The 24,984-nt window shown below is 52.5% G+C and carries 27 protein-coding genes and 1 pseudogene; 20 read left to right on the forward strand and 8 right to left on the reverse strand.

Annotated features, from left to right (window positions below; all coding sequences use genetic code 11):
* Nucleotides 1-7 precede the first annotated feature (7 nt).
* The 9 genes from paaE (at nucleotide 8) to paaY (ending at nucleotide 8,637) form a co-directional block, all read left to right on the forward strand.
* Nucleotides 8-1,078, forward strand: a complete 1,071-nt coding sequence (paaE, locus tag HV107_RS22600; RefSeq protein WP_182060938.1) for a 1,2-phenylacetyl-CoA epoxidase subunit PaaE — start codon at nucleotides 8-10, stop codon at nucleotides 1,076-1,078.
* Nucleotides 1,075-1,842 (forward strand): 2,3-dehydroadipyl-CoA hydratase PaaF, encoded by a 768-nt coding sequence (gene paaF / locus HV107_RS22605; RefSeq protein WP_182060939.1) that lies wholly within the window; start codon nucleotides 1,075-1,077, stop codon nucleotides 1,840-1,842. The genes paaE and paaF overlap by 4 nt, the downstream gene beginning before the upstream one ends.
* Nucleotides 1,842-2,630, forward strand: a complete 789-nt coding sequence (paaG, locus tag HV107_RS22610) for a 2-(1,2-epoxy-1,2-dihydrophenyl)acetyl-CoA isomerase PaaG (protein ID WP_182063574.1) — start codon at nucleotides 1,842-1,844, stop codon at nucleotides 2,628-2,630. The genes paaF and paaG overlap by 1 nt, the downstream gene beginning before the upstream one ends.
* A 1-nt stretch (nucleotide 2,631) precedes the next feature.
* On the forward strand, nucleotides 2,632-4,059 hold the full coding sequence (gene paaH, locus HV107_RS22615; RefSeq protein WP_182060940.1) for a 3-hydroxyacyl-CoA dehydrogenase PaaH: 1,428 nt from the start codon (nucleotides 2,632-2,634) through the stop codon (nucleotides 4,057-4,059).
* Nucleotides 4,049-4,471 (forward strand): hydroxyphenylacetyl-CoA thioesterase PaaI, encoded by a 423-nt coding sequence (paaI, locus tag HV107_RS22620; RefSeq protein WP_014070176.1) that lies wholly within the window; start codon nucleotides 4,049-4,051, stop codon nucleotides 4,469-4,471. Before paaH ends, paaI begins: the two co-directional genes overlap by 11 nt.
* Nucleotides 4,471-5,673, forward strand: a complete 1,203-nt coding sequence (gene pcaF / locus HV107_RS22625; RefSeq protein ID WP_182060941.1) for a 3-oxoadipyl-CoA thiolase — start codon at nucleotides 4,471-4,473, stop codon at nucleotides 5,671-5,673. The genes paaI and pcaF overlap by 1 nt, the downstream gene beginning before the upstream one ends.
* A 26-nt stretch (nucleotides 5,674-5,699) precedes the next feature.
* Nucleotides 5,700-7,016, forward strand: coding sequence for a phenylacetate--CoA ligase PaaK (paaK, locus tag HV107_RS22630; RefSeq protein WP_182060942.1), 1,317 nt, complete (start codon nucleotides 5,700-5,702; stop codon nucleotides 7,014-7,016).
* A 79-nt stretch (nucleotides 7,017-7,095) separates the two neighbouring features.
* The gene (gene paaX / locus HV107_RS22635; RefSeq protein ID WP_014070179.1) at nucleotides 7,096-8,031 is read left to right on the forward strand and encodes a phenylacetic acid degradation operon negative regulatory protein PaaX; all 936 of its coding nucleotides are present in this window, start codon (nucleotides 7,096-7,098) and stop codon (nucleotides 8,029-8,031) included.
* A 9-nt stretch (nucleotides 8,032-8,040) separates the two neighbouring features.
* The gene (gene paaY / locus HV107_RS22640) at nucleotides 8,041-8,637 is read left to right on the forward strand and encodes a phenylacetic acid degradation protein PaaY (RefSeq protein ID WP_182060943.1); all 597 of its coding nucleotides are present in this window, start codon (nucleotides 8,041-8,043) and stop codon (nucleotides 8,635-8,637) included.
* Nucleotides 8,638-8,793: 156 nt separating this feature from the next.
* Here paaY and HV107_RS22645 read toward each other — a convergent pair whose 3' ends face one another.
* Both HV107_RS22645 and HV107_RS22650 read right to left on the reverse strand, forming a co-directional pair.
* Nucleotides 8,794-9,315 (reverse strand): NAD(P)H-dependent oxidoreductase, encoded by a 522-nt coding sequence (locus HV107_RS22645; protein WP_182060944.1) that lies wholly within the window; start codon nucleotides 9,313-9,315, stop codon nucleotides 8,794-8,796.
* A 26-nt stretch (nucleotides 9,316-9,341) separates the two neighbouring features.
* Complete coding sequence (locus HV107_RS22650; protein ID WP_182060945.1) at nucleotides 9,342-10,253, reverse strand: nuclear transport factor 2 family protein; 912 nt, start codon at nucleotides 10,251-10,253, stop codon at nucleotides 9,342-9,344.
* 204 nt (nucleotides 10,254-10,457) lie between these two features.
* Here HV107_RS22650 and HV107_RS22655 point away from each other — a divergent pair, with 204 nt between their 5' ends.
* The 8 genes from HV107_RS22655 to HV107_RS22690 all read left to right on the forward strand — a co-directional run bounded on the left by HV107_RS22655 (nucleotide 10,458) and on the right by HV107_RS22690 (nucleotide 17,954).
* A complete protein-coding gene (locus HV107_RS22655; protein ID WP_182060946.1) occupies nucleotides 10,458-11,381 on the forward strand; it encodes a LysR family transcriptional regulator in 924 nt (307 codons plus the stop codon).
* Between the two features lie 170 nt (nucleotides 11,382-11,551).
* Nucleotides 11,552-12,541: an LLM class flavin-dependent oxidoreductase gene (locus HV107_RS22660; RefSeq protein ID WP_182060947.1), complete on the forward strand. Its 990-nt coding sequence runs from the start codon at nucleotides 11,552-11,554 to the stop codon at nucleotides 12,539-12,541.
* Nucleotides 12,542-12,694: 153 nt separating this feature from the next.
* Complete coding sequence (locus tag HV107_RS22665; RefSeq protein ID WP_182060948.1) at nucleotides 12,695-13,852, forward strand: NADH-dependent flavin oxidoreductase; 1,158 nt, start codon at nucleotides 12,695-12,697, stop codon at nucleotides 13,850-13,852.
* 152 nt (nucleotides 13,853-14,004) lie between these two features.
* The gene (locus tag HV107_RS22670) at nucleotides 14,005-15,000 is read left to right on the forward strand and encodes an LLM class oxidoreductase (RefSeq protein WP_182060949.1); all 996 of its coding nucleotides are present in this window, start codon (nucleotides 14,005-14,007) and stop codon (nucleotides 14,998-15,000) included.
* 255 nt (nucleotides 15,001-15,255) lie between these two features.
* Nucleotides 15,256-15,990, forward strand: a complete 735-nt coding sequence (locus HV107_RS22675; RefSeq protein WP_182060950.1) for an AzlC family ABC transporter permease — start codon at nucleotides 15,256-15,258, stop codon at nucleotides 15,988-15,990.
* Nucleotides 15,987-16,280 carry an AzlD family protein gene (locus tag HV107_RS22680; RefSeq protein ID WP_182060951.1) on the forward strand — a complete coding sequence of 98 codons (294 nt, stop codon included), beginning with the start codon at nucleotides 15,987-15,989 and terminating at the stop codon, nucleotides 16,278-16,280. Before HV107_RS22675 ends, HV107_RS22680 begins: the two co-directional genes overlap by 4 nt.
* A gap of 37 nt (nucleotides 16,281-16,317) precedes the next feature.
* The gene (brnQ, locus tag HV107_RS22685) at nucleotides 16,318-17,637 is read left to right on the forward strand and encodes a branched-chain amino acid transport system II carrier protein (protein ID WP_182060952.1); all 1,320 of its coding nucleotides are present in this window, start codon (nucleotides 16,318-16,320) and stop codon (nucleotides 17,635-17,637) included.
* A 2-nt stretch (nucleotides 17,638-17,639) separates the two neighbouring features.
* Entirely contained in the window at nucleotides 17,640-17,954 is a 315-nt protein-coding gene (locus tag HV107_RS22690; protein ID WP_182060953.1) for a hypothetical protein, read from the forward strand.
* A gap of 31 nt (nucleotides 17,955-17,985) precedes the next feature.
* On the opposite strand, the gene HV107_RS22695 is transcribed toward HV107_RS22690, so the two are convergent.
* The 3 genes from HV107_RS22695 to HV107_RS22705 all read right to left on the reverse strand — a co-directional run bounded on the left by HV107_RS22695 (nucleotide 17,986) and on the right by HV107_RS22705 (nucleotide 19,988).
* Entirely contained in the window at nucleotides 17,986-18,456 is a 471-nt protein-coding gene (locus HV107_RS22695; protein WP_220458420.1) for an Lrp/AsnC family transcriptional regulator, read from the reverse strand.
* A gap of 120 nt (nucleotides 18,457-18,576) precedes the next feature.
* A complete protein-coding gene (locus HV107_RS22700) occupies nucleotides 18,577-19,416 on the reverse strand; it encodes an MBL fold metallo-hydrolase (protein WP_182060954.1) in 840 nt (279 codons plus the stop codon).
* A gap of 50 nt (nucleotides 19,417-19,466) precedes the next feature.
* Complete coding sequence (locus HV107_RS22705; RefSeq protein WP_182060955.1) at nucleotides 19,467-19,988, reverse strand: sugar ABC transporter; 522 nt, start codon at nucleotides 19,986-19,988, stop codon at nucleotides 19,467-19,469.
* A 165-nt stretch (nucleotides 19,989-20,153) separates the two neighbouring features.
* On the opposite strand from HV107_RS22705, the gene HV107_RS22710 reads away from it, so the two are divergent.
* Entirely contained in the window at nucleotides 20,154-21,044 is an 891-nt protein-coding gene (locus HV107_RS22710; RefSeq protein ID WP_182060956.1) for a LysR substrate-binding domain-containing protein, read from the forward strand.
* 59 nt (nucleotides 21,045-21,103) lie between these two features.
* Here HV107_RS22710 and namA read toward each other — a convergent pair whose 3' ends face one another.
* Complete coding sequence (gene namA / locus HV107_RS22715; protein ID WP_182060957.1) at nucleotides 21,104-22,180, reverse strand: NADPH dehydrogenase NamA; 1,077 nt, start codon at nucleotides 22,178-22,180, stop codon at nucleotides 21,104-21,106.
* Nucleotides 22,181-22,291: 111 nt separating this feature from the next.
* Here namA and HV107_RS22720 point away from each other — a divergent pair, with 111 nt between their 5' ends.
* Nucleotides 22,292-22,690 carry a helix-turn-helix domain-containing protein gene (locus HV107_RS22720; RefSeq protein WP_182060958.1) on the forward strand — a complete coding sequence of 133 codons (399 nt, stop codon included), beginning with the start codon at nucleotides 22,292-22,294 and terminating at the stop codon, nucleotides 22,688-22,690.
* A 38-nt stretch (nucleotides 22,691-22,728) separates the two neighbouring features.
* On the opposite strand, the gene HV107_RS22725 is transcribed toward HV107_RS22720, so the two are convergent.
* Complete coding sequence (locus tag HV107_RS22725) at nucleotides 22,729-23,595, reverse strand: LysR substrate-binding domain-containing protein (RefSeq protein WP_259349657.1); 867 nt, start codon at nucleotides 23,593-23,595, stop codon at nucleotides 22,729-22,731.
* A 146-nt stretch (nucleotides 23,596-23,741) separates the two neighbouring features.
* On the opposite strand from HV107_RS22725, the gene HV107_RS22730 reads away from it, so the two are divergent.
* Nucleotides 23,742-24,509 carry an alpha/beta fold hydrolase gene (locus HV107_RS22730; protein WP_182060960.1) on the forward strand — a complete coding sequence of 256 codons (768 nt, stop codon included), beginning with the start codon at nucleotides 23,742-23,744 and terminating at the stop codon, nucleotides 24,507-24,509.
* A 243-nt stretch (nucleotides 24,510-24,752) separates the two neighbouring features.
* On the opposite strand, the pseudogene HV107_RS27550 reads toward HV107_RS22730, so the two are convergent.
* Nucleotides 24,753-24,932 (reverse strand): annotated as a pseudogene (locus HV107_RS27550) (hypothetical protein); the annotation flags it as partial.
* Nucleotides 24,933-24,984 lie beyond the last annotated feature (52 nt).

The raw sequence follows: 24,984 nt of genomic DNA on the forward strand, positions 1-24,984 counted from the left end.
GGTTGCCATGACAACGTTTCACTCCTTAACTGTGGCAAAAGTAGAACCCGAAACCCGCGATGCGGTGACCATTACCTTTGCGGTGCCACAGGCGTTGCAGGAGGCTTACCGCTTTCGTCCAGGGCAACACCTGACTCTTAAAGCCACGCTGGGCGGCGATGAACTGCGCCGCTGCTACTCTATTTGTCGCAGCGTGACGCCTGGCGAAATCAGCGTGGCTGTTAAAGCCATCGAAGGGGGGCGCTTTTCGCGCTACGCCCGGGATGAGATCAAACAGGGCATGGCCCTGGAGGTCATGGTTCCGCAAGGGCACTTTGGCTACCAGCCGCAGGCCGAACGTGAAGGTCACTATCTGGCCATTGCCGCGGGTTCCGGGATCACCCCGATGCTGGCGATCCTGTCCGCCACACTGACCACCGAGCCGAACAGCCATTTCACCCTGATTTACGGTAACCGCAGCAGCCAGAGCATGATGTTTCGTCAGGCGCTGGCTGACCTGAAAGACAAATACACGCAGCGCCTGCAACTGGTGTGCATCTTCAGCCAGGAAACCCTCGACAGCGATTTGCTGCACGGGCGTATTGATGGCGAAAAACTTCAGGCGCTGGCAAAGACCCTGATCAATTTCCGTCAGTACGACGAAGCCTTTATCTGCGGTCCGTCAGCAATGATGGACGATGCCGAAGCAACGTTAAAAGCGCTGGGGATGCCGGAAAAAGCCATCCATCTTGAGCGCTTTAATACCCCTGGATCTGGCGTGAAACGTACCCTCAGCGTGCAGGCGCAGGGGCAAAAAGTGACCGTGCGTCAGGATGGTCGTGACCGCGAAATCACCCTGACCGCTGACGACGAAAGCATTCTTGATGCGGCCCTGCGTCAGGGCGCTGACCTGCCGTATGCCTGCAAGGGCGGCGTGTGCGCCACCTGTAAATGCAAAGTGGTGCGCGGCAAAGTAGATATGGCAACCAACTACAGCCTTGAGCCGGACGAACTGGCTGCCGGATACGTGCTGAGCTGCCAGGCGTTGCCGCTAACCGCTGACGTCATTGTCGACTTTGATGCGAAGGGGATGGCATGAGCGAACTGATTGTCACCCGTCATGGCCGCGTGTTGCAGCTCACGCTGAACCGCCCGGCCGCGCGCAATGCCCTGAACAATGCGCTGTTGACCCAGCTTGCCACTGAACTGGAAGCCGCGGCGGTGGATGGTGATATCTCGGCCTGTGTGATTTACGGCAACGAACGCTGCTTTGCCGCAGGGGCTGATCTCAACGAAATGGCGGAAAAAGATCTGCCTGCCACGCTGAATGACATTCGCCCCCAGCTGTGGGCGCGGATTAACGCCTTTCCTAAACCACTGATTGCCGCCGTTAACGGCTTTGCGCTGGGTGCGGGCTGCGAGCTTGCGCTGCTGTGCGATGTGGTGATCGCCGGTGACAACGCGCGTTTTGGGCTGCCGGAAATCACCCTCGGCATTATGCCGGGTGCTGGCGGTACGCAGCGCCTTATTCGCAGCGTGGGTAAATCCCTTGCCAGCAAAATGGTGCTGACCGGTGAAAGTATTAGCGCGCAGCAGGCGCAACACGCCGGGCTGGTGAGCGATATCTTCCCTGCGCCGCTGACGCTGGAATATGCCCTGAAGCAGGCGGCGTTGATGGCGCGCCACTCGCCGCTGGCGTTACAGGCTGCGAAACAGGCATTGCGTCAGTCTCAGGAAGTGCCGCTCCAGGCCGGGCTGGCGCAAGAGCGACAGCTGTTTACGTTACTTTCAGCCACTGACGATCGCCGTGAAGGTATCGAGGCTTTCTTACAAAAACGCACCCCCGACTTTAAAGGACGCTAATTGTGGAATTTATTCTGAGTCAAGTAGAGCAAGGCGTAATGACCATTACGCTCAATCGCCCGGAGCGTTTAAACAGCTTTAACGATGTAATGCATCAGCAACTTTCCGAATGCCTGAAGCAGGCCGAGCGTGATGACACTATCCGCTGTTTGCTGATAACCGGAGCGGGGCGCGGCTTTTGCGCCGGGCAGGATCTTAACGACCGCAACGTCGACCCGAACGGCCCGGCACCGGATCTGGGTATGTCCGTGGAAACCTTCTACAACCCGCTGGTACGCCGCCTGGCCAGACTGCCAAAACCGGTCATTGCTGCGGTGAACGGTGTGGCGGCGGGTGCGGGCGCAACCCTGGCGCTGGGCTGCGATATGGTGATTGCCGCGCGTTCAGCGAATTTCGTTATGGCCTTCAGTAAGCTTGGCTTAGTGCCGGACTGCGGTGGTACCTGGCTGCTGCCACGCGTTGCTGGCCGCGCCCGAGCCATGGGGCTGGCGCTGCTCGGTGACAAACTGAGTGCCGAGCAGGCGCAGGCGTGGGGGATGATCTGGCAGGTGGTGGATGACGAGCAACTTTCCAGTACCGCCCAGCAGATGGCACTGCACTTTGTCTCCCAGCCGACTTTTGGCCTGGGGCTTATCAAGCAGGCCATTAACGCCGCCGAAACCAATTCGCTGGATGCGCAACTCGACCTGGAGCGTGATTACCAGCGTCTGGCCGGACGCAGCGATGACTATCGCGAAGGCGTGAGCGCTTTCCTGGCAAAACGTACGCCAAACTTCACGGGGAAATAAAATGGTGATGAATATTCACACTGTTGCCGTGATTGGCAGCGGCACGATGGGCGCCGGGATTGCCGAAGTGGCAGCCAGCCACGGCCATCAGGTCCTGATTTACGACATCGCCGCTGCCGCCATTTCGCGTGCCATTGACGGTATCCGTCAGCGCCTGGCATCCCGCGTGACGCGCGGAAAACTGTCTGCGGATGCCAGCGGCCAGATCCTTGCGCGGCTCATTCCGGTAACCGATATCAACGCGCTTGCCGCAGCGGATCTGGTGATTGAAGCCGCATCCGAACGCCTGGAAGTGAAAAAGGCGCTGTTTGCTCAACTGGCCGAGATTTGCCAGCCGCAGACGCTGCTGACCAGTAATACCTCGTCCATTTCCGTCACCGCGATTGCGGCGGATATTCGTCACCCTGAGCGCGTGGCCGGGCTGCACTTTTTCAATCCGGCCCCGGTGATGAAGCTGGTCGAAGTGGTGAGTGGGCTGGCGACATCCCCGGAAGTGGCGGACGAACTGTGCGCGCTGGCAACGAACTGGGGCAAACAGCCTGTGCGCTGTCAGTCCACGCCGGGCTTTATTGTTAACCGTGTGGCGCGTCCTTTCTATTCTGAAGCCTGGCGTGCGCTGGAAGAGCAGGTGGCAGCTCCCGAAGTCATCGATGCCGCGTTACGCGAAGGCGGCGGGTTCCCGATGGGACCGCTGGAGTTGACCGACATGATTGGTCAGGACGTCAATTTTGCCGTGACCTGTTCGGTATTCAACGCCTTCTGGCAGGAGCGTCGTTTCCTGCCATCGCTGGTCCAGCAAGAGCTGGTGCTGGCCGGGCGTCTGGGTAAAAAGAGCGGGAAGGGCGTGTACGACTGGAATGGGAATAAACCTGACGTGAAGTGGCTCGATGCCGTCAGCGACAGTTTTAGCCCGATGAACACGCAGAGAAGAAGTGACGGTGTCACAGAAATTGATGAGCTGCTGCTGATTGAAACCCAGGGGGAGACCGCCCAGGCGCTGGCGCTGCGCTTAAACAGCCCGGTGGTGGTGGTCGACCGGATGGAAGGCGATGTGGCGGTAATCGCCGCGGCTGCCAGTAACCCGCATTCGGCCACGCAAAAAGCCATCTTCTGGCTGCAACAGCAGGGAAAACGGGTGGTGCAGATTACAGATTACCCTGGCCTGCTCATCTGGCGCACGGTGGCGATGATTGTCAACGAAGCGCTGGACGCTCTGCAAAAAGGGGTTGCCAGCGAGAAAGATATCGATACCGCGATGCGCCTTGGCGTGAATTACCCCTGCGGACCGATTGCCTGGGGCGAACGTCTGGGCTGGCAACGTCTGTTAGCGCTGCTGGAAAACCTGCAACGCCATTACGGCGAAGAACGTTATCGCCCCTGTTCACTGCTGCGCCAGCGTGCGCTTCTGGAGAGTAGCTATGAGTCATAACGCCTGGCATAACGCCCGTACGATGTATGAACAGGATGCCTGCGCCCAGGCGCTGGGAATCGACATTATCGAAATGGACGAAGGGTACGCGGTGGTGACGATGACCATCACCCCGCAGATGCTCAACGGCCACAAAACCTGCCACGGCGGCCAGCTGTTCTCGCTGGCAGACACCGCATTTGCCTACGCCTGCAACAGCCAGGGGCTGGCGGCAGTGGCGTCTGGCTGCTCCATCGACTTTCTGCGTCCGGGATTTGCCGGGGACAAGCTGACCGCCATCGCGCGGGTTAAGCATCAGGGCAAGCTTACCGGCGTGTACGACATTGAAATCCAGAACCAACAACAAAAAACTGTCGCTCTCTTTCGCGGGAAATCTCACCGCATTGGCGGCAGTGTGACAGGAGAAGCCTGATGCGTGATGCATTTTTTTGTGATGGTGTTCGTACCCCGGTGGGGCGTTATGGCGGTGTGTTGTCGGGGGTACGTGCAGATGATTTAGGTGCGGTGCCGCTGCGTGCATTGCTGGCGCGCTACCCGCAGCTGGACGCAGAACGCATAGACGATGTGATTTTCGGCTGCGCGAATCAGGCCGGGGAAGACAACCGCAACGTGGCACGTATGTCGGCGCTGCTTGCCGGGCTACCGCAAACGGTGTCTGGCACCACGATTAACCGCCTGTGTGGCTCCGGGCTGGATGCCATTGGCTTTGCGGCACGCGCCATTAAAGCAGGCGACGGCGATCTGCTGATTGCCGGCGGCGTGGAGTCAATGTCCCGCGCGCCTTTTGTGATGGGCAAAGCGACATCGGCATTCCAGCGTCAGGCAGAGATGTTCGATACCACGATCGGCTGGCGATTTGTGAATCCGCTCATGCATCAGCAATTCGGAACTGACAGTATGCCGGAAACGGCAGAGAATGTAGCTGAATTGTTAAATATTAGCCGTGCCGACCAGGATGCCTTCGCGCTGCGTAGCCAGCAACGTACCGCGCTGGCTCAGCAGAACGGCATTCTGGCTCAGGAAATTGTGCCGGTGCTGGTGGCGGGCAAAAAAGGGGCCGTAACGGAAATCAGCGTTGATGAACATCCTCGCGAGACGACCCTGGAACAGCTGGCTGCGCTGAAAACGCCGTTTCGTAAAAACGGTGTGATCACGGCGGGGAACGCCTCTGGCGTGAACGACGGTGCGGCAGCGTTGATTATCGCCAGCGAGCACATGGCGCTGGCACAAGGTTTAGTGCCACGCACGCGCATTGTGGCAATGGCAACGGCAGGCGTTGAACCGCGCCTGATGGGGTTAGGGCCGGTTCCGGCGACCCGTAAGGTGCTGGAGCGTGCGGGGCTAAGCATTAACGATATGGATGTCATTGAGCTTAACGAAGCTTTTGCTTCGCAGGCGCTGGGTGTGTTGCGTCAACTGGGCTTACCGGATGATGCCGCGCATGTTAACCCGAACGGGGGGGCGATTGCGTTAGGCCACCCGCTCGGTATGAGCGGTGCCAGACTGGCGCTGGCGGCGAGCAACGAATTGCACCGACGCAACGGGCGCTATGCGCTTTGTACGATGTGCATCGGTGTGGGTCAGGGCATTGCCATGATCCTTGAGCGTGTTTGAGCGAAAAACAATGTGAGTACCCTACAATGACAAATACAACAAAGCTTGATCCGATCGAAACCGCGTCCTTTGATGAGTTACAGGCGTTGCAGACTGAGCGCATGAAATGGACGCTGAACCATGCTTATAACAACGTACCAATGTACAAACGCAAGTTTGATGCGGCGGGCGTTCACCCTGATGATTTCAAAGAGCTGGCCGATATCCGCAAATTCCCGTGCACCACTAAACAGGATCTGCGAGATAACTACCCGTTCGATACCTTTGCCGTGCCGATGGAGCAGGTGGTGCGTATCCACGCCTCTTCCGGCACGACCGGCAAACCGACGGTGGTGGGTTACACCCAGAATGACATTGATACCTGGGCCAACATCGTCGCCCGCTCCCTGCGTGCCGCAGGCGGCAGCGCGAAAGATAAAATCCACGTGGCCTACGGTTATGGGCTGTTTACCGGCGGGCTGGGCGCGCACTATGGCGCAGAACGTTTAGGGGCCACGGTGATCCCGATGTCCGGCGGTCAGACCGAGAAACAGGCGCAGCTTATCCGTGATTTCCAGCCGGACATGATCATGGTGACGCCATCTTACTGCCTCAACCTGATTGAAGAGCTTGAGCGCCAGATGGGTGGCGATGCCAGCCAGTGTTCCCTGCGCGTGGGCGTGTTTGGCGCAGAGCCGTGGACGCAGGCCATGCGTCGTGAAATCGAAAAACGTCTGGGCATTACCGCGCTGGACATTTACGGTCTGTCAGAAGTGATGGGCCCGGGCGTGGCGATGGAATGCATTGAAACCGCTGATGGCCCGACAATCTGGGAAGACCATTTCTATCCTGAAATTGTAAACCCGAACGATGGCACGCCGCTGGAAGATGGCGAACTGGGCGAACTGCTGTTCACCACGCTGACTAAAGAGGCATTGCCGGTGATTCGCTATCGCACCCGCGACCTGACCCGCCTGCTGCCCGGTACGGCACGCACCATGCGTCGCATGGACCGGATTAGCGGACGCAGCGACGACATGCTCATTATCCGCGGCGTAAACGTCTTCCCGTCACAGCTCGAAGAGGAGATCGTCAAGTTTGAGCACCTGTCTCCGCACTACCAGCTGGAGGTGAATCGTCGTGGTCATCTTGATTCGCTTTCTGTGAAGGTCGAGCTGAAAGAGAGTAGCCTGACGTTAACCCACGAGCAGCGCTGCCAGGTGTGCCATAACCTGCGCCACCGCATTAAGTCGATGGTGGGGATCTCAACCGACGTCACTATCGTCAACTGCGGCAGTATCCCACGCTCCGAAGGTAAAGCGTGTCGCGTGTTCGACCTGCGTAAAGTGGCCGCTAACGGCTAACCGTAACCCCTCTTTCCTGGGGAGAGAGGGGTGTTTTAAAACTGTGCTATGATTCATCCAGGAAAAAAATCACAACAGAATGAATCATATGAATAAACTCGACGCATTTATCCAGCACGCTGTCAGCTCGGTTCCCATCAGCGGTACTTCGCTTATTTCTTCCCTTTATGGTGATGCGCTTTCCCATCGCGGCGGCGAGATTTGGCTTGGGAGCCTTGCCGCACTGCTCGAAGGGATGGGCTTTGGCGAACGTTTTGTGCGTACCGCGCTGTTTCGCCTCAACAAAGAGGGCTGGCTGGATGTGTCCCGCATCGGGCGTCGCAGTTTTTACCGCCTGAGCGATAAAGGGTTACGTCTGACCCGTCGCGCGGAAAATAAAATTTACCGCGCAGAGTTGCCCGCCTGGGACGGAAAATGGCTGTTGTTACTGTCTGAAGGGCTGGATAAAACCACTCTCGCTGACGTGAAAAAACAGCTGATCTGGCAGGGGTTTGGCACGCTGGCCCCGAGCCTGATGGCGTCGCCTTCACAGCATCTGGCAGATGTGCAGTCGTTGCTGCATGACGCGGGTGTGGCGGAAAACGTTATCTTTTTTGAAGCGCATTCACCGCTGGCGCTCTCCCGCGCAGCTCTACGCTCGCGCGTGGAGGAGTGCTGGCAACTGACTGAACAGAATACGATGTACGAGGCGTTTATCGACTCATTCCGTCCGTTACTGCCGCTGCTTAAAGAGGCAGCACCGGAAGAGCTGACGCCGGAACGTTGCTTCCAGATCCAGCTGCTACTGATTCACTTTTATCGTCGTGTTGTGCTTAAAGATCCGCTGCTGCCGGAGGAGTTGCTCCCGGCGCACTGGGCAGGACAAAGCGCAAGACAGTTGTGCATTAATATCTACCAGCGCGTAGCACCGGGGGCGCTGGCGTTTGTCAGCGAGAAAGGTGAAACCTCGGTAGGCGAATTGCCTGTGCCTGGCACGCTCTATTACCAGCGCTTTGGTGGCCTGAATATCGCATAAGGAGTGGGGATGCCTGTTTATCAAATTGACGGCCTGACGCCGGTTGTGCCTGAAGAGAGTTATGTTCACCCGACCGCCGTGCTGATTGGTGATGTGATCCTGGGCAAAGGGGTGTACGTTGGCCCTAATGCCAGCCTGCGTGGGGACTTTGGTCGTATCGTGGTGAAAGATGGGGCGAATATCCAGGATAACTGCGTGATGCACGGCTTTCCAGAACAAGACACCGTGGTGGAAGAGGACGGACATATCGGCCACAGCGCTATTTTGCATGGCTGCATTATCCGGCGTAACGCGCTGGTGGGCATGAATGCCGTGGTGATGGACGGGGCTGTGATCGGCGAAAACAGTATCGTTGGCGCCGCGGCATTCGTGAAAGCGAAGGCGGAAATGCCGGCAAACCATTTGATTATTGGTAGCCCGGCTAAAGCGATACGTGAACTTAGTGTTCAGGAAATCGAGTGGAAAATGCAGGGGACACGGGAATATCAGGTTCTGGTTGAACGCTGTAAGTTGACCATGCACCAGGTCGAGCCGCTGCGTGAGGAAGAGCCTAGCCGCAAACGGCTGGAATTTGATGAAAATTTACGGCCGAAGTCGGCAGGGTGAGAGCGTAAAGGCGGGAACGACAAGCGGTATTTTGATTATCCTTTCCTGACAATTATCTCCTTGTGATAACGGAGGTAATTGCCGTTTTGCATGAACTGTCTGCTGAGCATAAATTTACCTTCGTTTCTGTTTCTGATCGTATGGTTTGCTTTGGAATCAATGAACAAGAGCTTTTAATTCATCAACTGCCCGAAGCATTCTATTTTCAAATTCTGGTGAGCATTGGTTACCATCAAAATCATTCGTAGTGGCAAATAATGTCGTTGTCGCAACACGCGTCCGTAAATAGGTAAATAATGGCCGCAACTGATACTCGGGCATTAATGCGTGACGATCTGAACCACCTGTTGCGGATAACATTACAGGCTTATTGACAAGGGCATCCAGAGGAATCAGATCGAATAAATGCTTGAATATCCCCGGATAACCGGCGTTCCATGTTGGAACACCAATGATCAGCGCATCTGCATTGATGATTTCATCAACCCGTTTCCGTGCGTTCTGGTCGAGATCTGTGAATGTTTTTGCTAATGGCAGACTCTCGCCAAAGTCTTTCAGGTTGATAAAAGAATGCTCATATCCCGTTTGGGAAACGAATGCTTCGGTTAAATGACCGACCAGGCCTTCAGTTCTTGAGGGGGTGCTCATAACGCCAGTTAATCCAATTATTTTGTTCATGATGGGTATTCCTGCCAAATGCAAGATTAATCCTCGTTTTTGACTGTGAACCATCCAGGGAAATAATCCATGCGCGACATTTTCCATTCGCCGTCTTCTTTTTTCAGCTCAATTTTATAATGCGCACCATACAATGATTCGCCGTCGGCAGTTTTATCTTGCTCCGGAATAATGCGGCCAAGCAGCAATGAAGCAGACTGGCGGTCTTCAGCGATGTCGATTTGCAATGGGACACCGTAATGCTGAATCCAGGGCCAGGGCATTCTGAAGGCTTTTAGCGTTGCTACCAGCATGCGACGCCCTTTTAGTTTTCCCATAGGGGGTAAGTCTGCGGTCGCATCGCCGGAAAACGCGCCAGTAAACAAGCTATAATCCGCCATATCCAGCGCCCATGCATACTGGAACCAGGCTTCGGCAATTGCGTCTTCGTCACTTAAAGGGGTAGGCGCTTGCTTATAGGCGTGCCACGGGGCGTCAATTTCACTGATCAGAGGGGAAACGCGGTCACCGGGTTGCCATTGGCGCTCGTAGGGGAAGTGCCAGTGATGCACAATATTCTTGTTACCTTTTAGCCAGTTCAAATGGACGCGTACGCGTTCGACAGACCCGCTAAAGGTATTAATCACAATCATTCCACCGTAATTCACGTCGTCGTTATTCTGCAAACGTGTATCCGTTGTATTCCCGTAAAAATAGGCAGCGATAGTGCTGGATTGGGTTTGTGACCGGACAACTTTATTGGTGGTATTGACTTGTACGGTCATTCCACCGGGAAAGTTATCTTCAAACAGCTGTCTGACGGCAAATTCTCCGGTAGCACTTCCCTGGTGATTACTTTCGTAAACGACATTATCGGCCATAAATGATGGCCAGTGGCGTTTGCCCGACCACGCGGTAATAATGTCATCAAGGATGGCATCAGATTCTTTTAACATCATGAATTTTCTCACTTCCTGAGTATGACTTCGCCAGCTGTTCTGTGGGAAGTCTGTTAGTCAAACGTGCTGCATAGCAGATGTACGAAAAATAAAGCTTCTCTGTTAACGTCTTGTTGTTAAGCTAATGCGAAGAGTAATCGAAAATTTGGGGAATGTGATTCCCATATCACGGGAAGCAGACGCTTCCATGCAGGGAGTGAACTGATGGAACTGAATCGTATTGGTGATATTGCTGCCTTTGTCGCGGCTGTCGACTCGGGGAGTTACACCCGCGCGTCGTCAAGCGTTGGCCTTTCACGTTCGGCTATTGGCAAGAGTATTACGCGGCTGGAAGCGCAGCTGGGTGTGCGCCTTCTTAACAGAACAACACGACAGCTCAGCCTGACGGAAGAAGGGCGGATTATGTATGACCGGTGTAAACAGATTCTGGAAGATCTGGAAGAGGTCGATGCCACCATGGCGCTGCGGCGGGAAAAACCGACGGGTACGCTTCGCCTTACCGCACCACTGTCTCTTGGGCAGCGGCATATACTGCCGGTTATCGACAGATTCTTAAAAAAATGGCCAGAATTACGAGCAGATATTGTGTTCAGCGATCGCTATGTTGATTTGATCGAAGAAGGGTTCGATATCGCCATTCGTATTGGCGAGCCGAAAGATGACTCCAGGATATTAACCCGTACTATTGCCACTCAGCACATGGTGACCTGCGCTTCACCCGAATACCTCTCTTTACGCGGTGTACCCGCCGTGCCCGAAGATCTCTCCAGGCATGACACCATCTTTTTCCGCAGTGCGGATAAACGCCGTGTCTGGCGGTATCAAACACCTGATGGGTACTACCTCTATGACGGACCGGGCCGAATGGACATCGACAGTTCAGAGGCGATGCTTTCTTCCGCTATTGCCGGGTTTGGTATTATTCAGCTGCCTGATTACCTGGCGTTCCAGTCACTGGAGCGCGGTGAGTTAACCGCTATTCTGACGGAATTCAAAGTTGACCCAGAACCCGTGAGAATCATTTATCCCAGTAAACGCCATCTATCGCCAAGAATACGCGGATTTGTCGATATGATTGCCGAAGACTGGACGGAAAATGGTGTGCCCTGGAAGAGGCCACAAAATTAATCCTCACGCGGTTTTTCAATTATTCAGGCATTAATATTTAGACAGTAATGTCCGACCTTAATCTGCTCCAGTGCTTCCCTGATGATGGGAAGCACTTTCCCGAATGTTTGCTCTAGTATGTGAAAAATTAATATTTACTTATTATTTTTAACATTCATTCTGGAGTTACAATGACCGCTTTATCTGTATTAGATCTTGTCATGATTGGCGAAGGCAAGAACCTGGCTACTGCGATAAATGAATCGCGGGAACTGGCGGTAACTGTCGAGCAGCACGGTTTTCGTCGCTACTGGATTGCCGAACATCACGACATGCCGGGTATTGGCTCGGCTGCTACCTCCCTCATCATCGCTCAGCTTGCCGCGGCAACAAACACTATCAGGGTTGGCTCCGGCGGCATCATGCTGCCAAATCATGCGCCTTTGGTGGTGGCAGAGCAGTTTGGTTCGCTTGATGCGCTTTATCCAGGTCGTATTGATCTCGGTGTCGGTCGTGCGCCGGGTAGTGGTGGTGCCACAGTACGCGCCTTGCGTGGTTTGACGCCTGAGCGAGACTTCAATCAGGATGTCGTGGAGGTCATGGATTATCTGGCTGATAATCATCGACGCCCCGTACGTGCCGTACCGGAACCGCACGATGTACCTGTGTGGATACTTGGCTCCAGCCTTCACGGGGCCGATCTGGCGGCAAAACTTGGGCTGCCGTATGCCTTTGCTTCGCATTTTGCACCACGCTTCTTAATGCAGGCGATTGCGCATTACCGTAACAATTTTAAGCCTTCAGCACAGTTGGCTGAACCCTACGTGATGGCGGGCGTGAATCTGTTCCTGGGGGACACGAATGAGGAAGCAGAGTACCTTGCCAGTTCACATCAGCGATGGATGCTGGATTTACACATGGGACGCCCTGGGTTGCTTCAGCCACCGGTAGAAAACTATATAGCCAGCCTGCCATCGCATGAGCGGCAGGTGTTAAATCAGGTTATGGCGTTTACCGCTGCGGGAGATAAGCAGAAAGTCGGCACGTGGTTACGTGAGGTTATCGCGAGCACGGGGTTTGACGAACTGATTATCGACAGCCGCATCTATGACCCGCTGGCCCGTCAGCGATCTCATATTTTGGCCGCTGAAGTGATGCGAGATATTGCTGAGGCCTCCTGAACCTGACAGCTATGCGGCGAATACTATGATGTGTTTGCCGCAATTTGCTCCTTATATTCCCCGGTTATGGGAAGCACTTTCCCGAATATTTACTCTAGTATGTGAAAACTTGATAAATCACGTTGTTGTTTTCACATTCATTCTGGAGTTGAAATGAAGGATTATCGCTTTTTAAAACCTTTCACGTTGCCTAATGGTGTCGTCATTAAAAATCGTGTTGTACTGCCACCGATGACTGAGCAAATGTCATTTGAAGATGGGACGGTGACTCTCGAAGAAATTAATTATATGCAGCAGCGCGCAGGTGGCGTTGGGTTATTTATTACACCTGTGGCCTATATTAATAAAGAAGGGAAAGGCTTTGAAGGGCAATTAGGTGCTGATGACGACAGCAAAATCCCAGGACTAGCGAAACTTGCACATGCGATTAAGGCGCGCGGGGCTAAAGCCATTTTGCAAATTTTCAGTGCAGGTCGTATGACTAACCCATGGATCACTCGCGGCCTTCAGCCGGTCAGCGCCAGTGCTGTTGCTGCCCCGCGTAATGGGGCAGCAATACCGCGAGAATTAAGTGCAGATGAAGTGGTCAACCTCATCAAAGATTTCGCCCAGGCTACACGTCGTGCCATTGAGGCCGGATTTGATGGCATCGAACTTCATGGCGCAAACACCTACCTGTTACAGCAGTTCGTCTCTCCACACTCAAACCGTCGTACCGATGAATGGGGTGGCAGCCTGGATAAAAGACTTAATCTGCCACTGGCGGTGATTGACGAAGTGATGAAAGTAAAAAATAAATACGCTTCTCCGTCATTTATTGTCGGGTACCGCTTGTCGCCGGAAGAGCTGGAAGAACCCGGCATTACGCTGGACGATACTCAATATTTCATTGGCGAGTTGCAGCATACTGAGCTTGATTATATCCACGTTTCTATGGGCTCGGTATGGCGTACGTCGATGCGTGATAAGGGTAACGTTGAACCTATTATTACCCAATTGAAAAAAGTTAGCCCGAAAAAGCCGATCATCGCCGTTGGCAATGTTCGCACGCCTCAACAAGCCGAGGAAGTGGTACAAGCTGATATCGATTTTGTCGCGCTTGGACACCAGCTCATTATTGAACCTAACTGGGTGGAAAAAGTTATCTCCGGCGATGAAGAGGCTATTCGTTACCAGCTCCACGCCGCCGACTTTGATGATTTAGGGATCAAACCGCCATTCCTGGAATTTATACGCGACATGCCAGAGTTTGATATTCTGGGTCTTAATGACGACTCAAAACGGCAGATAGATAACGTCACCTATCTTTGATTATCTTCCCTCAAAGCTCGCTCCTGTAGCGGGCTTTTTATTGCCTATTACTTAACTGAATAAATTCGTCCCGTCACATGGGGAGCACATTCCCGAATATTTGTTTTACTTTATTGCAACAGACCTAATTAAATTAAACAGCAGGAATTCAAATGACTCAACTCACATTACCATCGCATCTGCAACAGCATTCTGCTTTCAAACGCGTGTTCCAGCCCGGCAAACTGACCTTCGGACTTATCGCACCCTTCAAGGGTTATCCGGAAGGTCCCATCCCGAATATGGACGATCACCGTGAATTAGCACAAATGGCGGATGAAGGCGGAATTTCTGCCTTGTGGTTGCGTGATGTCCCATTCTACGACCCCAACTTTGGTGACGCAGGTCAGGTGTATGACCCGATGGTTGATTTGGGCTACCTGGCCGCTGTGACCAAAAATATTGCGCTGGGTACTGCCGGAATAGTCTCCCCGCTGAGAAATCCGGTACTCACGGCAAAACAGGCGGCAAGTGTGGATCGCTTGTCAGGTGGCCGCTTGCTGCTGGGCATGTCGAGCGGTGACCGTCCTGTAGAGTACCCGGCGTTTGGTTATGAGTTTAACAATCGTGCCGACCGGTTCAGGGAAGCGTGGGATGTTATTCGTTTGCTCACGGAGAACAGTTTTCCAAAAGGCACGACGGAATATTACGGCAATTTCAACGGTGGGATTGATTTAGTGCCAAAACCCGCGGTTCCGCGCCTGCCAATGATCACGATTGGTCGTGCGCGTCAGGATATGTCCTGGATCGCGAATCACTCCGATGCCTGGATTTGGCACGGTGTTGATCCTAAACGCTCCGGCGCTATCGTGAAGGAAATTGCTGAGCTGGGCGATGGTCAAACCTGGCATCCCTTTGGTTATGCAAACTTCCTTGAGCTGAGTGAAAATCCAAATGAGCCTTTACGCCTGTTCAACAATATTTTCTTGCGCGCTGGGCGTAACACGCTGATGGAATTCTGGAAGCAGCAGGAAGGTGTGGGCGTATCGCATATCACGCTGAACCTCAAGCCAAGCCAGCGTCCGGCGAAAGAGGTACTACAGGAGTTGATTGAGGATGTTCTGCCGTCGTTCTGCGCAACTCCGGTTAATGACGCTACGGCATCTTAAGGTCATGGCAAGGGGCGGGCGGAATGTGGCTCGCTCCCTGTCGTTGCAAATCGAGGCGTTTATTAGTTAATTTCAATTGGGTCTGCTTCACTCTCACGCATTCTAAATACAATCAGCAATGCCATTGAGAAATCTAATGTCACTAATCTAATTATTATTGAAATCCACAACCTTAATTCGGTGTTTATAACGCATTATCGCAACCTGCTGCCAACAGAAGTTTTATACAATATTCGGCCTTTACGGAGGTCGCTCATGTCTGCTCAGTATTCTGATTTTACTCATTATCCTTCTTTTCGTTCAGAAATGGTGCGCGGGGCTACAGCTTGCGTGCCGGTCCTTGTCGGCGTGCTTCCTTTTGGCCTGCTGTTAGGGGCGCAGGCGGCACAAAAAGGATTTTCTGTCGTTAGCCTGTCGCTAATGACTGGCCTTAATTTCGGTGGTGGTTCAGAGTTTGCAGCCCTTGCTCTCTGGACCTCTCCGCCGCACGTGCTGACGATTGTGTTGGTTAGCCTGCTCGTTAACAGCAGGCATCTGGTCATGGGGGCATCCCTTGCTCCTTATCTCGCTCATCTTTCTGCACGTAAGGTCATGCCAGCCTTGTTTTTTATGTGCGATGAAAGCTGGGCTATGAGCATGGCAGACGCGGCACGCCGGCGAGCAGTGGGCCTTTCTCCGTATTTCAGTATGGGCTACTACGCCGGCATGGTCAGTGCTATGTGGCTGCTATGGATAAGTTCCACTGCGTCGGGCGTGATTATCGGCCCAGCGTTGGGTGACGTGACGCAGTGGGGCTTTGATATGGCATTTCCTGCTGTATTTTTTGTGCTGCTAAAAGGAATGTGGAAAGGCCTGCGTGTTGCACTCCCGTGGCTGGTGAGTTTGGTCTGTGCCGCCGCAGCGTATCATTTTGTTCCGGGGGCGGCCTACGTGCCTGTAGGTGCGGTAAGCGGGATTCTGGCGATATTGCTGACGAGGAGAAAAGCATGAGCCTGCTGACTACCGTAACCATTCTGCTGATGGCATTGACCACTTATTTGACCCGAGTAGCAGGCTATCTGCTACTGCGAAACCGAACTCTGGGCCCACGCACCCGGGCCGTCATGGATGCAGCCCCCGGGTGCGTCCTTATCACCGTCATTGCGCCGCATTTTGTGACCACGCATCCGGCCGACTTACTGGCGCTCGCGATATCCCTGGTGGCAGCTATGCGTTTTTCGCTGTTGCCAGTGGTCATTATCAGTGTGGCAGCCACTGCTTTTTTACGTCACCTGCTATGAACCGGTGACTACATTCAAACCCAACACAGACATTAAAATGACAACATTTCGCATCAGAGACATATTCATCCTGGGATTCATGAACTTTGCCCTGTTCGTCGGGGCAGGGAACATCATCTTTCCGCCTTTTATCGGCCTGCAGGCCGGCACATCAGTCTGGCTTGCCGCAGCCGGTTTCCTTCTGACGGGGGTAGGGCTGCCAGTCATTACGTCGATTGCCATGGCAAAAGCGGGTGGGTCTATGGCTATTCTTACGCAGCCAGTGGGGCGTCTGTGCGGCATCCTGCTAACGGTTATCTGTTATCTCTGTATTGGTCCGCTGTTTGCCACGCCACGAACTGCCACTGTCTCTTACGAGCTTGCCTTGCTGCCATTTACAGGCAGTGAGCGCTGGTTGCCGCTCTGGAGCGTGATCTATTTTGGTCTCGTTTTATTGATCTCACTTAACCCTGGCAGATTGCTGGATACGGTAGGCAAGTTACTTTCCCCTGTTAAAATTGTCGCTCTTATTATTCTTGCCGTAACAGCGATGTTTCTGCCTGCCGGCCAACCCCAGGAGCCTTCAGGAGCCTATGCTTCTTCGGCTTTCTCACAAGGGCTGACGAATGGTTACCTGACCATGGATACCCTGGCCGCGCTGGCTTTCGGACTGGTCATTGTCGGTGCCATTCAGTCACGCGGGATCACGTCTGCCCGACTCATCACTCGATACGCTGTTATATCCGGTCTCATTGCTGGTACGGGCCTGGCCCTGGTATACCTGAGCCTGTTCCGGCTCGGCACCGGCAGTACCGGGCTGATTGAGAATGCCACTAATGGTGCTCAGGTTCTTAGCGCCTATGTGCATTTCAGCTATGGCACCGGAGGCAATATTTTCCTTGGGGTGCTGATTACCATTGCCTGTCTGGTCACAGCTATCGGCCTGAACTGTGCCTGCGCTGGCTACTTCAGCAGTATTACCCGTATCAGTTATCGAGCCTATGCCTGGTTTTTCGCCGCCTTTTCGACGCTGGTTTCCAATCTGGGTCTTACGCAGCTTATCAATATTTCAGTTCCGGCGCTGACGGCAGTTTATCCCGTATTTGTGGTGCTCATCCTGACGTATTTTTTGAGGGGAGTATTCAGGTCTGCACCCCGTGTGGTTGTGCCAGCTGCGTTTGTTGCCTTTCTCTTCGGCGTGGCTGATGCACTGGAAGCCGCCGGGATGACACAATGGCCATTTACGATGACCCGGCAGCTACCACTACACAATCAAGGGCTTGCATGGCTGCTGCCCGTACTGGCTGTCATGTTCGTCGCCGCTGCGATTGACAGGCTGATAGGTGCGGCGCGCCCGGTTTTGAGCAGGGAAAGCTGAAGATGAGTCGAACAAGGAATATTCAAAGAACCGCTGTTCCCGGAGCGGTGCTTTATCCGTGTTTGGCCGCTGCTGCACTGGTACTGTTTACAGGAATGGAATACCTGATGTGGCGCACTTGCGTCAGCTATCCTGCCGTGCTCGCTCAGGTTCGCTATGTCGATGATGTCACTCTGCTTACGCCGCAGGCCTTGAGGGAGATCTGTGGTTTACCGCTAACGAAGCCTGAGCTCAAAAGAAAACAGAACGGCCTGTATCTGAGATGCGGCACGCCAGCCCTGGAAGGCGTTTACCGGATAGAGCGCTATAAAGATTAACAGACTAGACCGGGCCAATGAGCCCGGTGGTTCAGCTCAGCGGAATTTCAGTCGTTTGCTTGATGGTCTGCATCGGCAGTTCGGTCTTGACGCTTTTCACACCCTTAATACGCGTCAGATGCTGTGTCTGAAACTGACGATAGGCCGCCAGGTCAGTTGTCATAACACGTAGTAGAAAATCACAGTCTCCTACCATCAGGTGACACTCCATGACCTCCGGCAATAGACTGGCCTCCCGGGAAAAATGGTCAGTTGTGTCAGCATCCTGACTGTTCAGCCAGACCCGAACGAAAACCGTCAGTTTCATTCCCACAGCCTGCGGGTTGAGTACTGCCACGTAACGATCGATGATCCCTGCATCTTCCAGTGCATTTACACGTCGAAGACATGGGGATGGAGACAGGCCGACTTTTTCAGCAAGAAGATTATTGGGGAGCCGGCCGTCTTTCTGTAATTCCGCAAGAATGGCCCGATCTATTTTATCCAACTTTATCACCTGCATTTAACCGCTGAGAAACGGTCTGCATTATAGCGCTTCTTCTTTGAAGAATGACGATTCTAAAGCGGACAATTTTGTCGTTTAACGGCGCTATTCAATAACAAGACAGTCGGACATCCCCATTTATTGCTCAGACCAGAACATGCGGTAGCCATTACCCGCCCTGAGAATACTGGCAAACCCTGCCTGGCCTAAGTGCATACCTGCAATGAGCATTTTTTTGCTGACAGCGTGTTCCATAATGTTCTTCCTTGTTTCCTCGGCCTGAGCGGGATCGGCGTCGAATAAAATAGAAACATCCGGGTGCGCGGACTGAATATGCGGATAATGGACGATGTCTCCCCATATTAATAAGCATTGGTCATCCGCATCGATTTGAAACCCTGTATGCCCAGGCGTATGCCCCGGTAACCCTACCGGGAGAATAGCGCCTGCTATTTTATCCCCGTTAAAAAAACGCAGCTTCTGCGCATAAGCGTTTAACGTCTGGCGGGCCAGCCTGAAATTACGTTGCGCGCGTTCATTCGCCATGCTGAGTTTTTCATCATCCTGCCAGTGTTGCGCTTCAAGAGGATGAAGCATTATTTCAGCGTGTTTAAAAACCGGCTGTTTTTCAGGATCCAGCAGACCGCCAATATGGTCCGGATGGCAGTGCGTCAACAAAACAGTATCGACGTCGTCAGGGCTGACTCCAATGGCTGCAAGGTTTACGTTGAGTTGCCCCCCTGCATTGTGCAGAGGCCCTGCGCCGGCGTCGACCAAAATGACCCGACCCCGACCACGGATAAGGTAACAGTTGATATGGATATCGCCTGGCTCAGCGATTCCGGCACTTTTTTGAATTGCGTCCGCATCAGCGTTTTCAATACCTGACAGTAATTCCAGACTGGCTGACATCGTGCCGTCGCTCAGCGCCGTTATCTGAAAATCGCCAATCTGCCGGAATGGAAGGGGGTGGCTCATCATTACCTCGGGATTAGTTGTGGGTGAATAGGTGTTTCCAGGGCAGTGTCTTATTCAGCACGCTGCAACTGCGGAGTAAGAGGCTCGTAGAGGTACACCCCGGGTGTATCCGTAAATAACGCTCTAATTTCAACAGGTAAAACATAGGCAACGCGATATTCAGGAGATTTATCCAGCCCTGTAGCACGCATTTCCAGCCCCCGATATCCCATTTCTGTTTCTAAAAAGTCTATTTGCGTTGAACTCAATAACAGAATTTCATCAGACGATATGGCTGGAGCAAGGCTATCAGCTTCATACAGGTTACGATGCCAGTCCGTAATACAGGCCTGCCAACGCGCGAAATTACCGCCTCCTTTTAAAGCGTAATCATCACTGTTGAGTGTTTCTGCATTTTTAACAGTATGAATGGCAAGGTAAACAGGGCAGCCGGATGTAACTGCACGAAAACGTTGCGATGTCGCGAACCCGGTAACGGATAGCAATGCGGGTAATTTTTGCTGGTTGTAAAAGGCATTCCATTCTGCCTCGCTTCCAGCATCGTTATACGAACATTCCACGGTGTACCACATCAGTTGATCTCCACATAAGTCGCAGGCGCAAGCAAATACAGTTGCTCAATGATTTTTCATCATGCTACAAGCTAGTTTTACACCGTAAAATCGATAATAAGTCATGAATTAGTGACATTAAGTCAATGCGTGCGAGCTACAGGCACAGAGACAGGAACAGGTTGAATGCGCAGAAAAATACCCAGTAGTGCGTCGCTTCAGGCGTTTGAGGCCGCCGCAAGGCACGGTAATTTTGCCCGCGCCGCTGAGGAGTTATCGTTAACGGAAGGGGCCATTAGCCGTCAGATTGCGCGACTTGAAGCATTGCTGAACTGTAAATTGTTCGATCGTGTGGGAAGCCGGGTAAAGCTTAACCCTGTCGGCACGCGCTATGCACATCACGTGCGTGAAACGCTCGACAGGCTCGAAAGAGATACGCAGTACGTAATGGGAATGCCTGAAGGCAGTAAGAGTCTGGATATCGCTGTGCTGCCGACTTTTTCCAGCCGCTGGCTTATTCCCCGTCTTAACGGTTTTACCTCTTTATTCCCGGATATCACGTTAAATCTCGCTGCCAGAACGGATCCTTTTATCTTGCCGGGAAGTGGTTTTGACGCGGTCATTCATTTTGAACATTCCGCATGGGCAGGAACGCGTACGCAATTTCTGTTTCAGGAAAATCTGGTGCCTGTTTGCCATCCGGCACTGTTGGCCCGTAATGACGTCAATCAACAGTTAAACAAACTGCCGCGCATCCACCGTCGACAGAATCCCGATGCATGGCATCACTATGCCCGGGAAAGTGGAATACTCCTCGATAATCCGGCTCAGGGAGTGCGGTACGATCTCCATGAAATGGCCATCGCTGCCGTGATGGCAGGACAGGGCGTAGCCTTGGTGCCGCGCATGTATGTCGAGAAGGAATTGAACTGCGGCCTGCTTGTTTCACCCTGGCCTGCTTCAGACAGGCTGAACAAACGATTCTGTTTAGTCAAACCGACGGAAACGGGAGTGAATCAGGCCGCACTGGAAAGCTTTGAAGGCTGGTTGCTTGACACGCTTACACGCACCTCGTAATGCCGAATGATGGCGTTACGACTGGGTCTTCAGAGCGGTTAACTGGTCTGCTTCATGTGTTATTGTTCTACCGTGCTTTGCAATTCAACTGCCGGAAGTCGCGGCTGAGAGCGCTGCCAGCCAGAACCATAGCGTGTGTACTGGGCTGGAACCGGAAGGGCGACGTTCAAATCGTCGGCTGCAGTACGTGCCCAGAACGGGTCTTTCAGCATATCTCGGCCAACCAGAACTATATCTGCGCGGCCGTTTTGCAGAATTTCTTCCGCCTGACGGCCCGTTTCGATCAGTCCAACAGCCCCGGTTTTAATATTCAGTTCCCGACGCAGCAGTTCAGCAGCGGGTACCTGATAATTTGGATAAGTGTTTACCGGTATCATCGCAATTCCACCGCTCGAACAGTCAATGAGGTCAATACCCTGTTCTTTCATCCATTGGCCGTAGATCAGGAAATCTTCAGGACGGTTTCCGCCTTCAACATAATCGGTTGAAGAGATACGCAGGAACAATGGCCCCTTCCACTCGCTACGTACTACATCAATGACTTCACGCACGATACGGTAGCGGTTCTCATGGTTACCACCGTACTCATCAGTGCGCTTGTTTGCCAGCGGTGACAGGAACTGATTCAGCAAGTAGCCGTGGGCACCGTGGATTTCGATAACATCAAATCCGGCTTCACGCGCACGGCGTGCTCCCTGGCGGAATGCCTCAATGACTTCGTTGATCTGCTCAATGCTCATCGCCTGCGGCACACGGGAGTCCTGTGTGAACGGGATAGCAGACGGTGCAATGGATGGCATATCAATACCCAACTGGCGACCAGCGTGACCGATTTGTGCACCTGCTTTCGCACCAAAACGGTGAATCGCGTTAGTCACACGGGACAGACCATTTACGTGGCTATCATCCCAGATACCAATATCTCCAGGGCCGATTGGACCGTTTGGCAGTACAGCAGCGGTTTCCAGCATAATCAGGCCTGCGCCTCCCAGTGCGCGGGCGCCATAGTGAATAACGTGGAAATCATTAACCTGGCCGTCATCAGAAGCCGAGTGCATACACATCGGGGACATGGCAATACGGTTACGGAATTCAACACCATTGATAGTGATGGGTTCAAAAAGTAAAGCTGACATTTCTTCTCCAGAAAGCGGTTGATATTTAGCCCGCTAAAAGTACCATATGGGTTGGTTTTGTTAATACGCTAAAAAAAAGCACATACTTACAAAAAGGTAACTTAGGGATATATGAAGAAATTACGCAATTACGATTCGGCCCCAGGATGTTCAATGGAAGCTGCATTGCATATTATGGGAGGGAAATGGAAGGGGGTAATTCTCTATCACTTGTTTAAAGACGGAACGCTTCGTTTTAGCGAACTACAGCGGTTTTTAACCAGCATCAATCAGCGTTTACTGACCAAGCAACTGCGTGAGCTTGAAGAAGACGGTCTGATTATTCGCCAGGTTTACCCTGTCGTGCCGCCCAAGGTTGAATATTCACTCAGTGACGAAGGCAGGGAACTCAACAAACTGGTTCTCGATCTAAGCATCTGGGGAAGAAAGTGGCTTGAACGTCGCGGTCTTAAAACGGCTGTCGAAGAGGATATCGAGGAGCTAAAGAAGGTTCTCGGCAATCCGAAGTGAGAAAGAACCAGCCAGGGCTTTGCCGGTCAGCCAGGCTTCTACTGGCTAAAATGGGTAGTGCAGAAATCGATAAAACTGCGTAACCGTGGTGTCATTCTCCTGTCCTGAGCATAAAGAACATGGACCGGCCGGTTCGGCACTTCATAATCCGGAAGTATCCGTACAAGCCGCCCGGCAGCGATCTCCGTACTCATCAGCGGATACGGCTGCATAATTATCCCTAGTCCCGAAAGTGCGGCAGCGAGTAAGGCTTCGCTGTTGTCAGTTTTAAACCTGCCGGTGACGGGGACTGATACTTGTCCATCGGGACCCTGAAATATCCATTCTGTCCGCATTGAAGTATGTGTAAATATCAGGCATTGGTGCTTTTTTAAATCCTGTGGTACACGGAGTTTGCCCGCCTGTCTGAGATATTCTGGCGCAGCACAAATAATCATCTGGTAAGGCGCCAGTGCCCTGGCAAACAACTGGCTGTCCGGCAGTTCCCCCGTACGAAATACAGCATCAAAGCGTTCTTCAACCAGATCAACAGTCCGATTCGACAAACATAATTCAAGCGAAACTTCGGGATTTTGTTTGAGATATTCCGGCAGCTTCGAGGCAAGCACCTGACTGCCAAAGGTGATTGGTGCACTGATTCTAAGATTGCCACGGGGGATTGCCCGGGTTTCGGAAATCAAGTTTTCCGCTTCTTCCATTTCTGCCAGAATAATTTTCGCTCTTTCATAAAATAGATGCCCGCTGTCTGTAAGGCTCTGACTCCGGGTCGTACGACTGATAAGTTGTACACCAAGGCTATGTTCAAGAGTGCGCAATTGCTTCCCTGTCAGCTGGGAGGATTGCCCCAACTCGTTTGCCGCTGATGAAATCGTGCCAGCCTCGACAATTCTGATGAAAGTCTTCATGCAACTAAGCCGATCCATTTGAGCCTCTTTGTTTCAGGTGTTGTCGTTTTATGACGATTTATTCATTTATGTTTTGAATATACATTTTAAATCAGTCTCCGGCATCAAACCGGATTGTATTTTTAAACATAAAGTAAGGTGTCATTATGAAAAACGTATCTCTGTCTTTGTTAATGGCGGCTGCCATGAGCTGCTCGGCATTGGCTGCAACTCCCGGTGAAGCATTAAAAAAACCGACCGTGGTTCTTGTACACGGCGCCTTTGCGGACGGCTCAGCATGGAACAAAGTCATTCCCCTGCTTGAGGCTAAGGGGCTGGACGTTATTGCCGTTCAGGATCCCCTCACCACGCTGTCAGATGATGTTGCAACGACACGACGTGCGCTTGCACGGGTCAAAGGGCCCATTGTTCTGGTTGGACATTCATATGGCGGGGCAGTAATTACTGAAGCTGGTGCGAATAACGATAACGTTAAGGCTCTTGTCTACGTTGCAGCATTCGCTCCATCGGTGGGGGAAACTGTAAGTGATTTGAATAAAAACTATCCAGTAGCGTCAGGCTTCAACCACATTGAGGCCGATGACGGCGGTTATCTGAAGCTGACTCGTGAAGGTGTAGCTAAACATCTGGCGCAGGATGTGTCAGCCGATCAAGCAGCTTTGATGTATGCAACACAGAAACCTACAAATGGGGCGATATTTGGAGAAAAAATAACCGATGCCGCCTGGGAAAAAAAACCATCCTGGTATATCGTCAGTCTCCAGGATCATATGCTCAACACTGATCTGCAGAAAGCTATGGCAAAGAAAATTCATGCTAATGTGACTACACTGGACGCAAGCCATGCTCCTCATATCTCACAGCCAGATGCAGTAGCGAACGTGATTCTTGATGCGGTAAATACTCTGAAGTAATTAAAAATGCTGATGACCGATCCTTTCATTAATCAGCATTGGGAAGTAGCGAAATCTGCTTCCTTTTCTATGAGCAGTTTTCCTGCATTGTTAGAGTTTAACTCTTAAACGTCAGCTTCTTGCTCACTGCGGACCTTTAGCTCTGTTAGCTTGTATGCTCCGAGCCAGAAGCGGACGTTGGACATGGAGCGGCTACATCTTCAGAATCATTTCTCAAAATGAAAACACCATCCAACTGCGGTTACCAGAGTTATGAACAGTTTCGTCAGCTGAACGGTTATAAAAAAGAAAAGTCACACGTAAATACGAATAACATCGGTCGAACATTCTGGCGATATCATGCAGGGAATCACCTTGCTTATACCTGTCCCAGATAATCGCTTTCTGTTCTGGCGTGTAGTTAATGCGCGTTCTTCGTTTCATAGCAACCCCCCCTTGATTAAGGATAGCGTTGCATCGATCCATTGAACTCACA

It is taken from the genome of Enterobacter sp. RHBSTW-00175, assembly GCF_013927005.1.
Taxonomy (GTDB): Bacteria; Pseudomonadota; Gammaproteobacteria; order Enterobacterales; family Enterobacteriaceae; genus Enterobacter.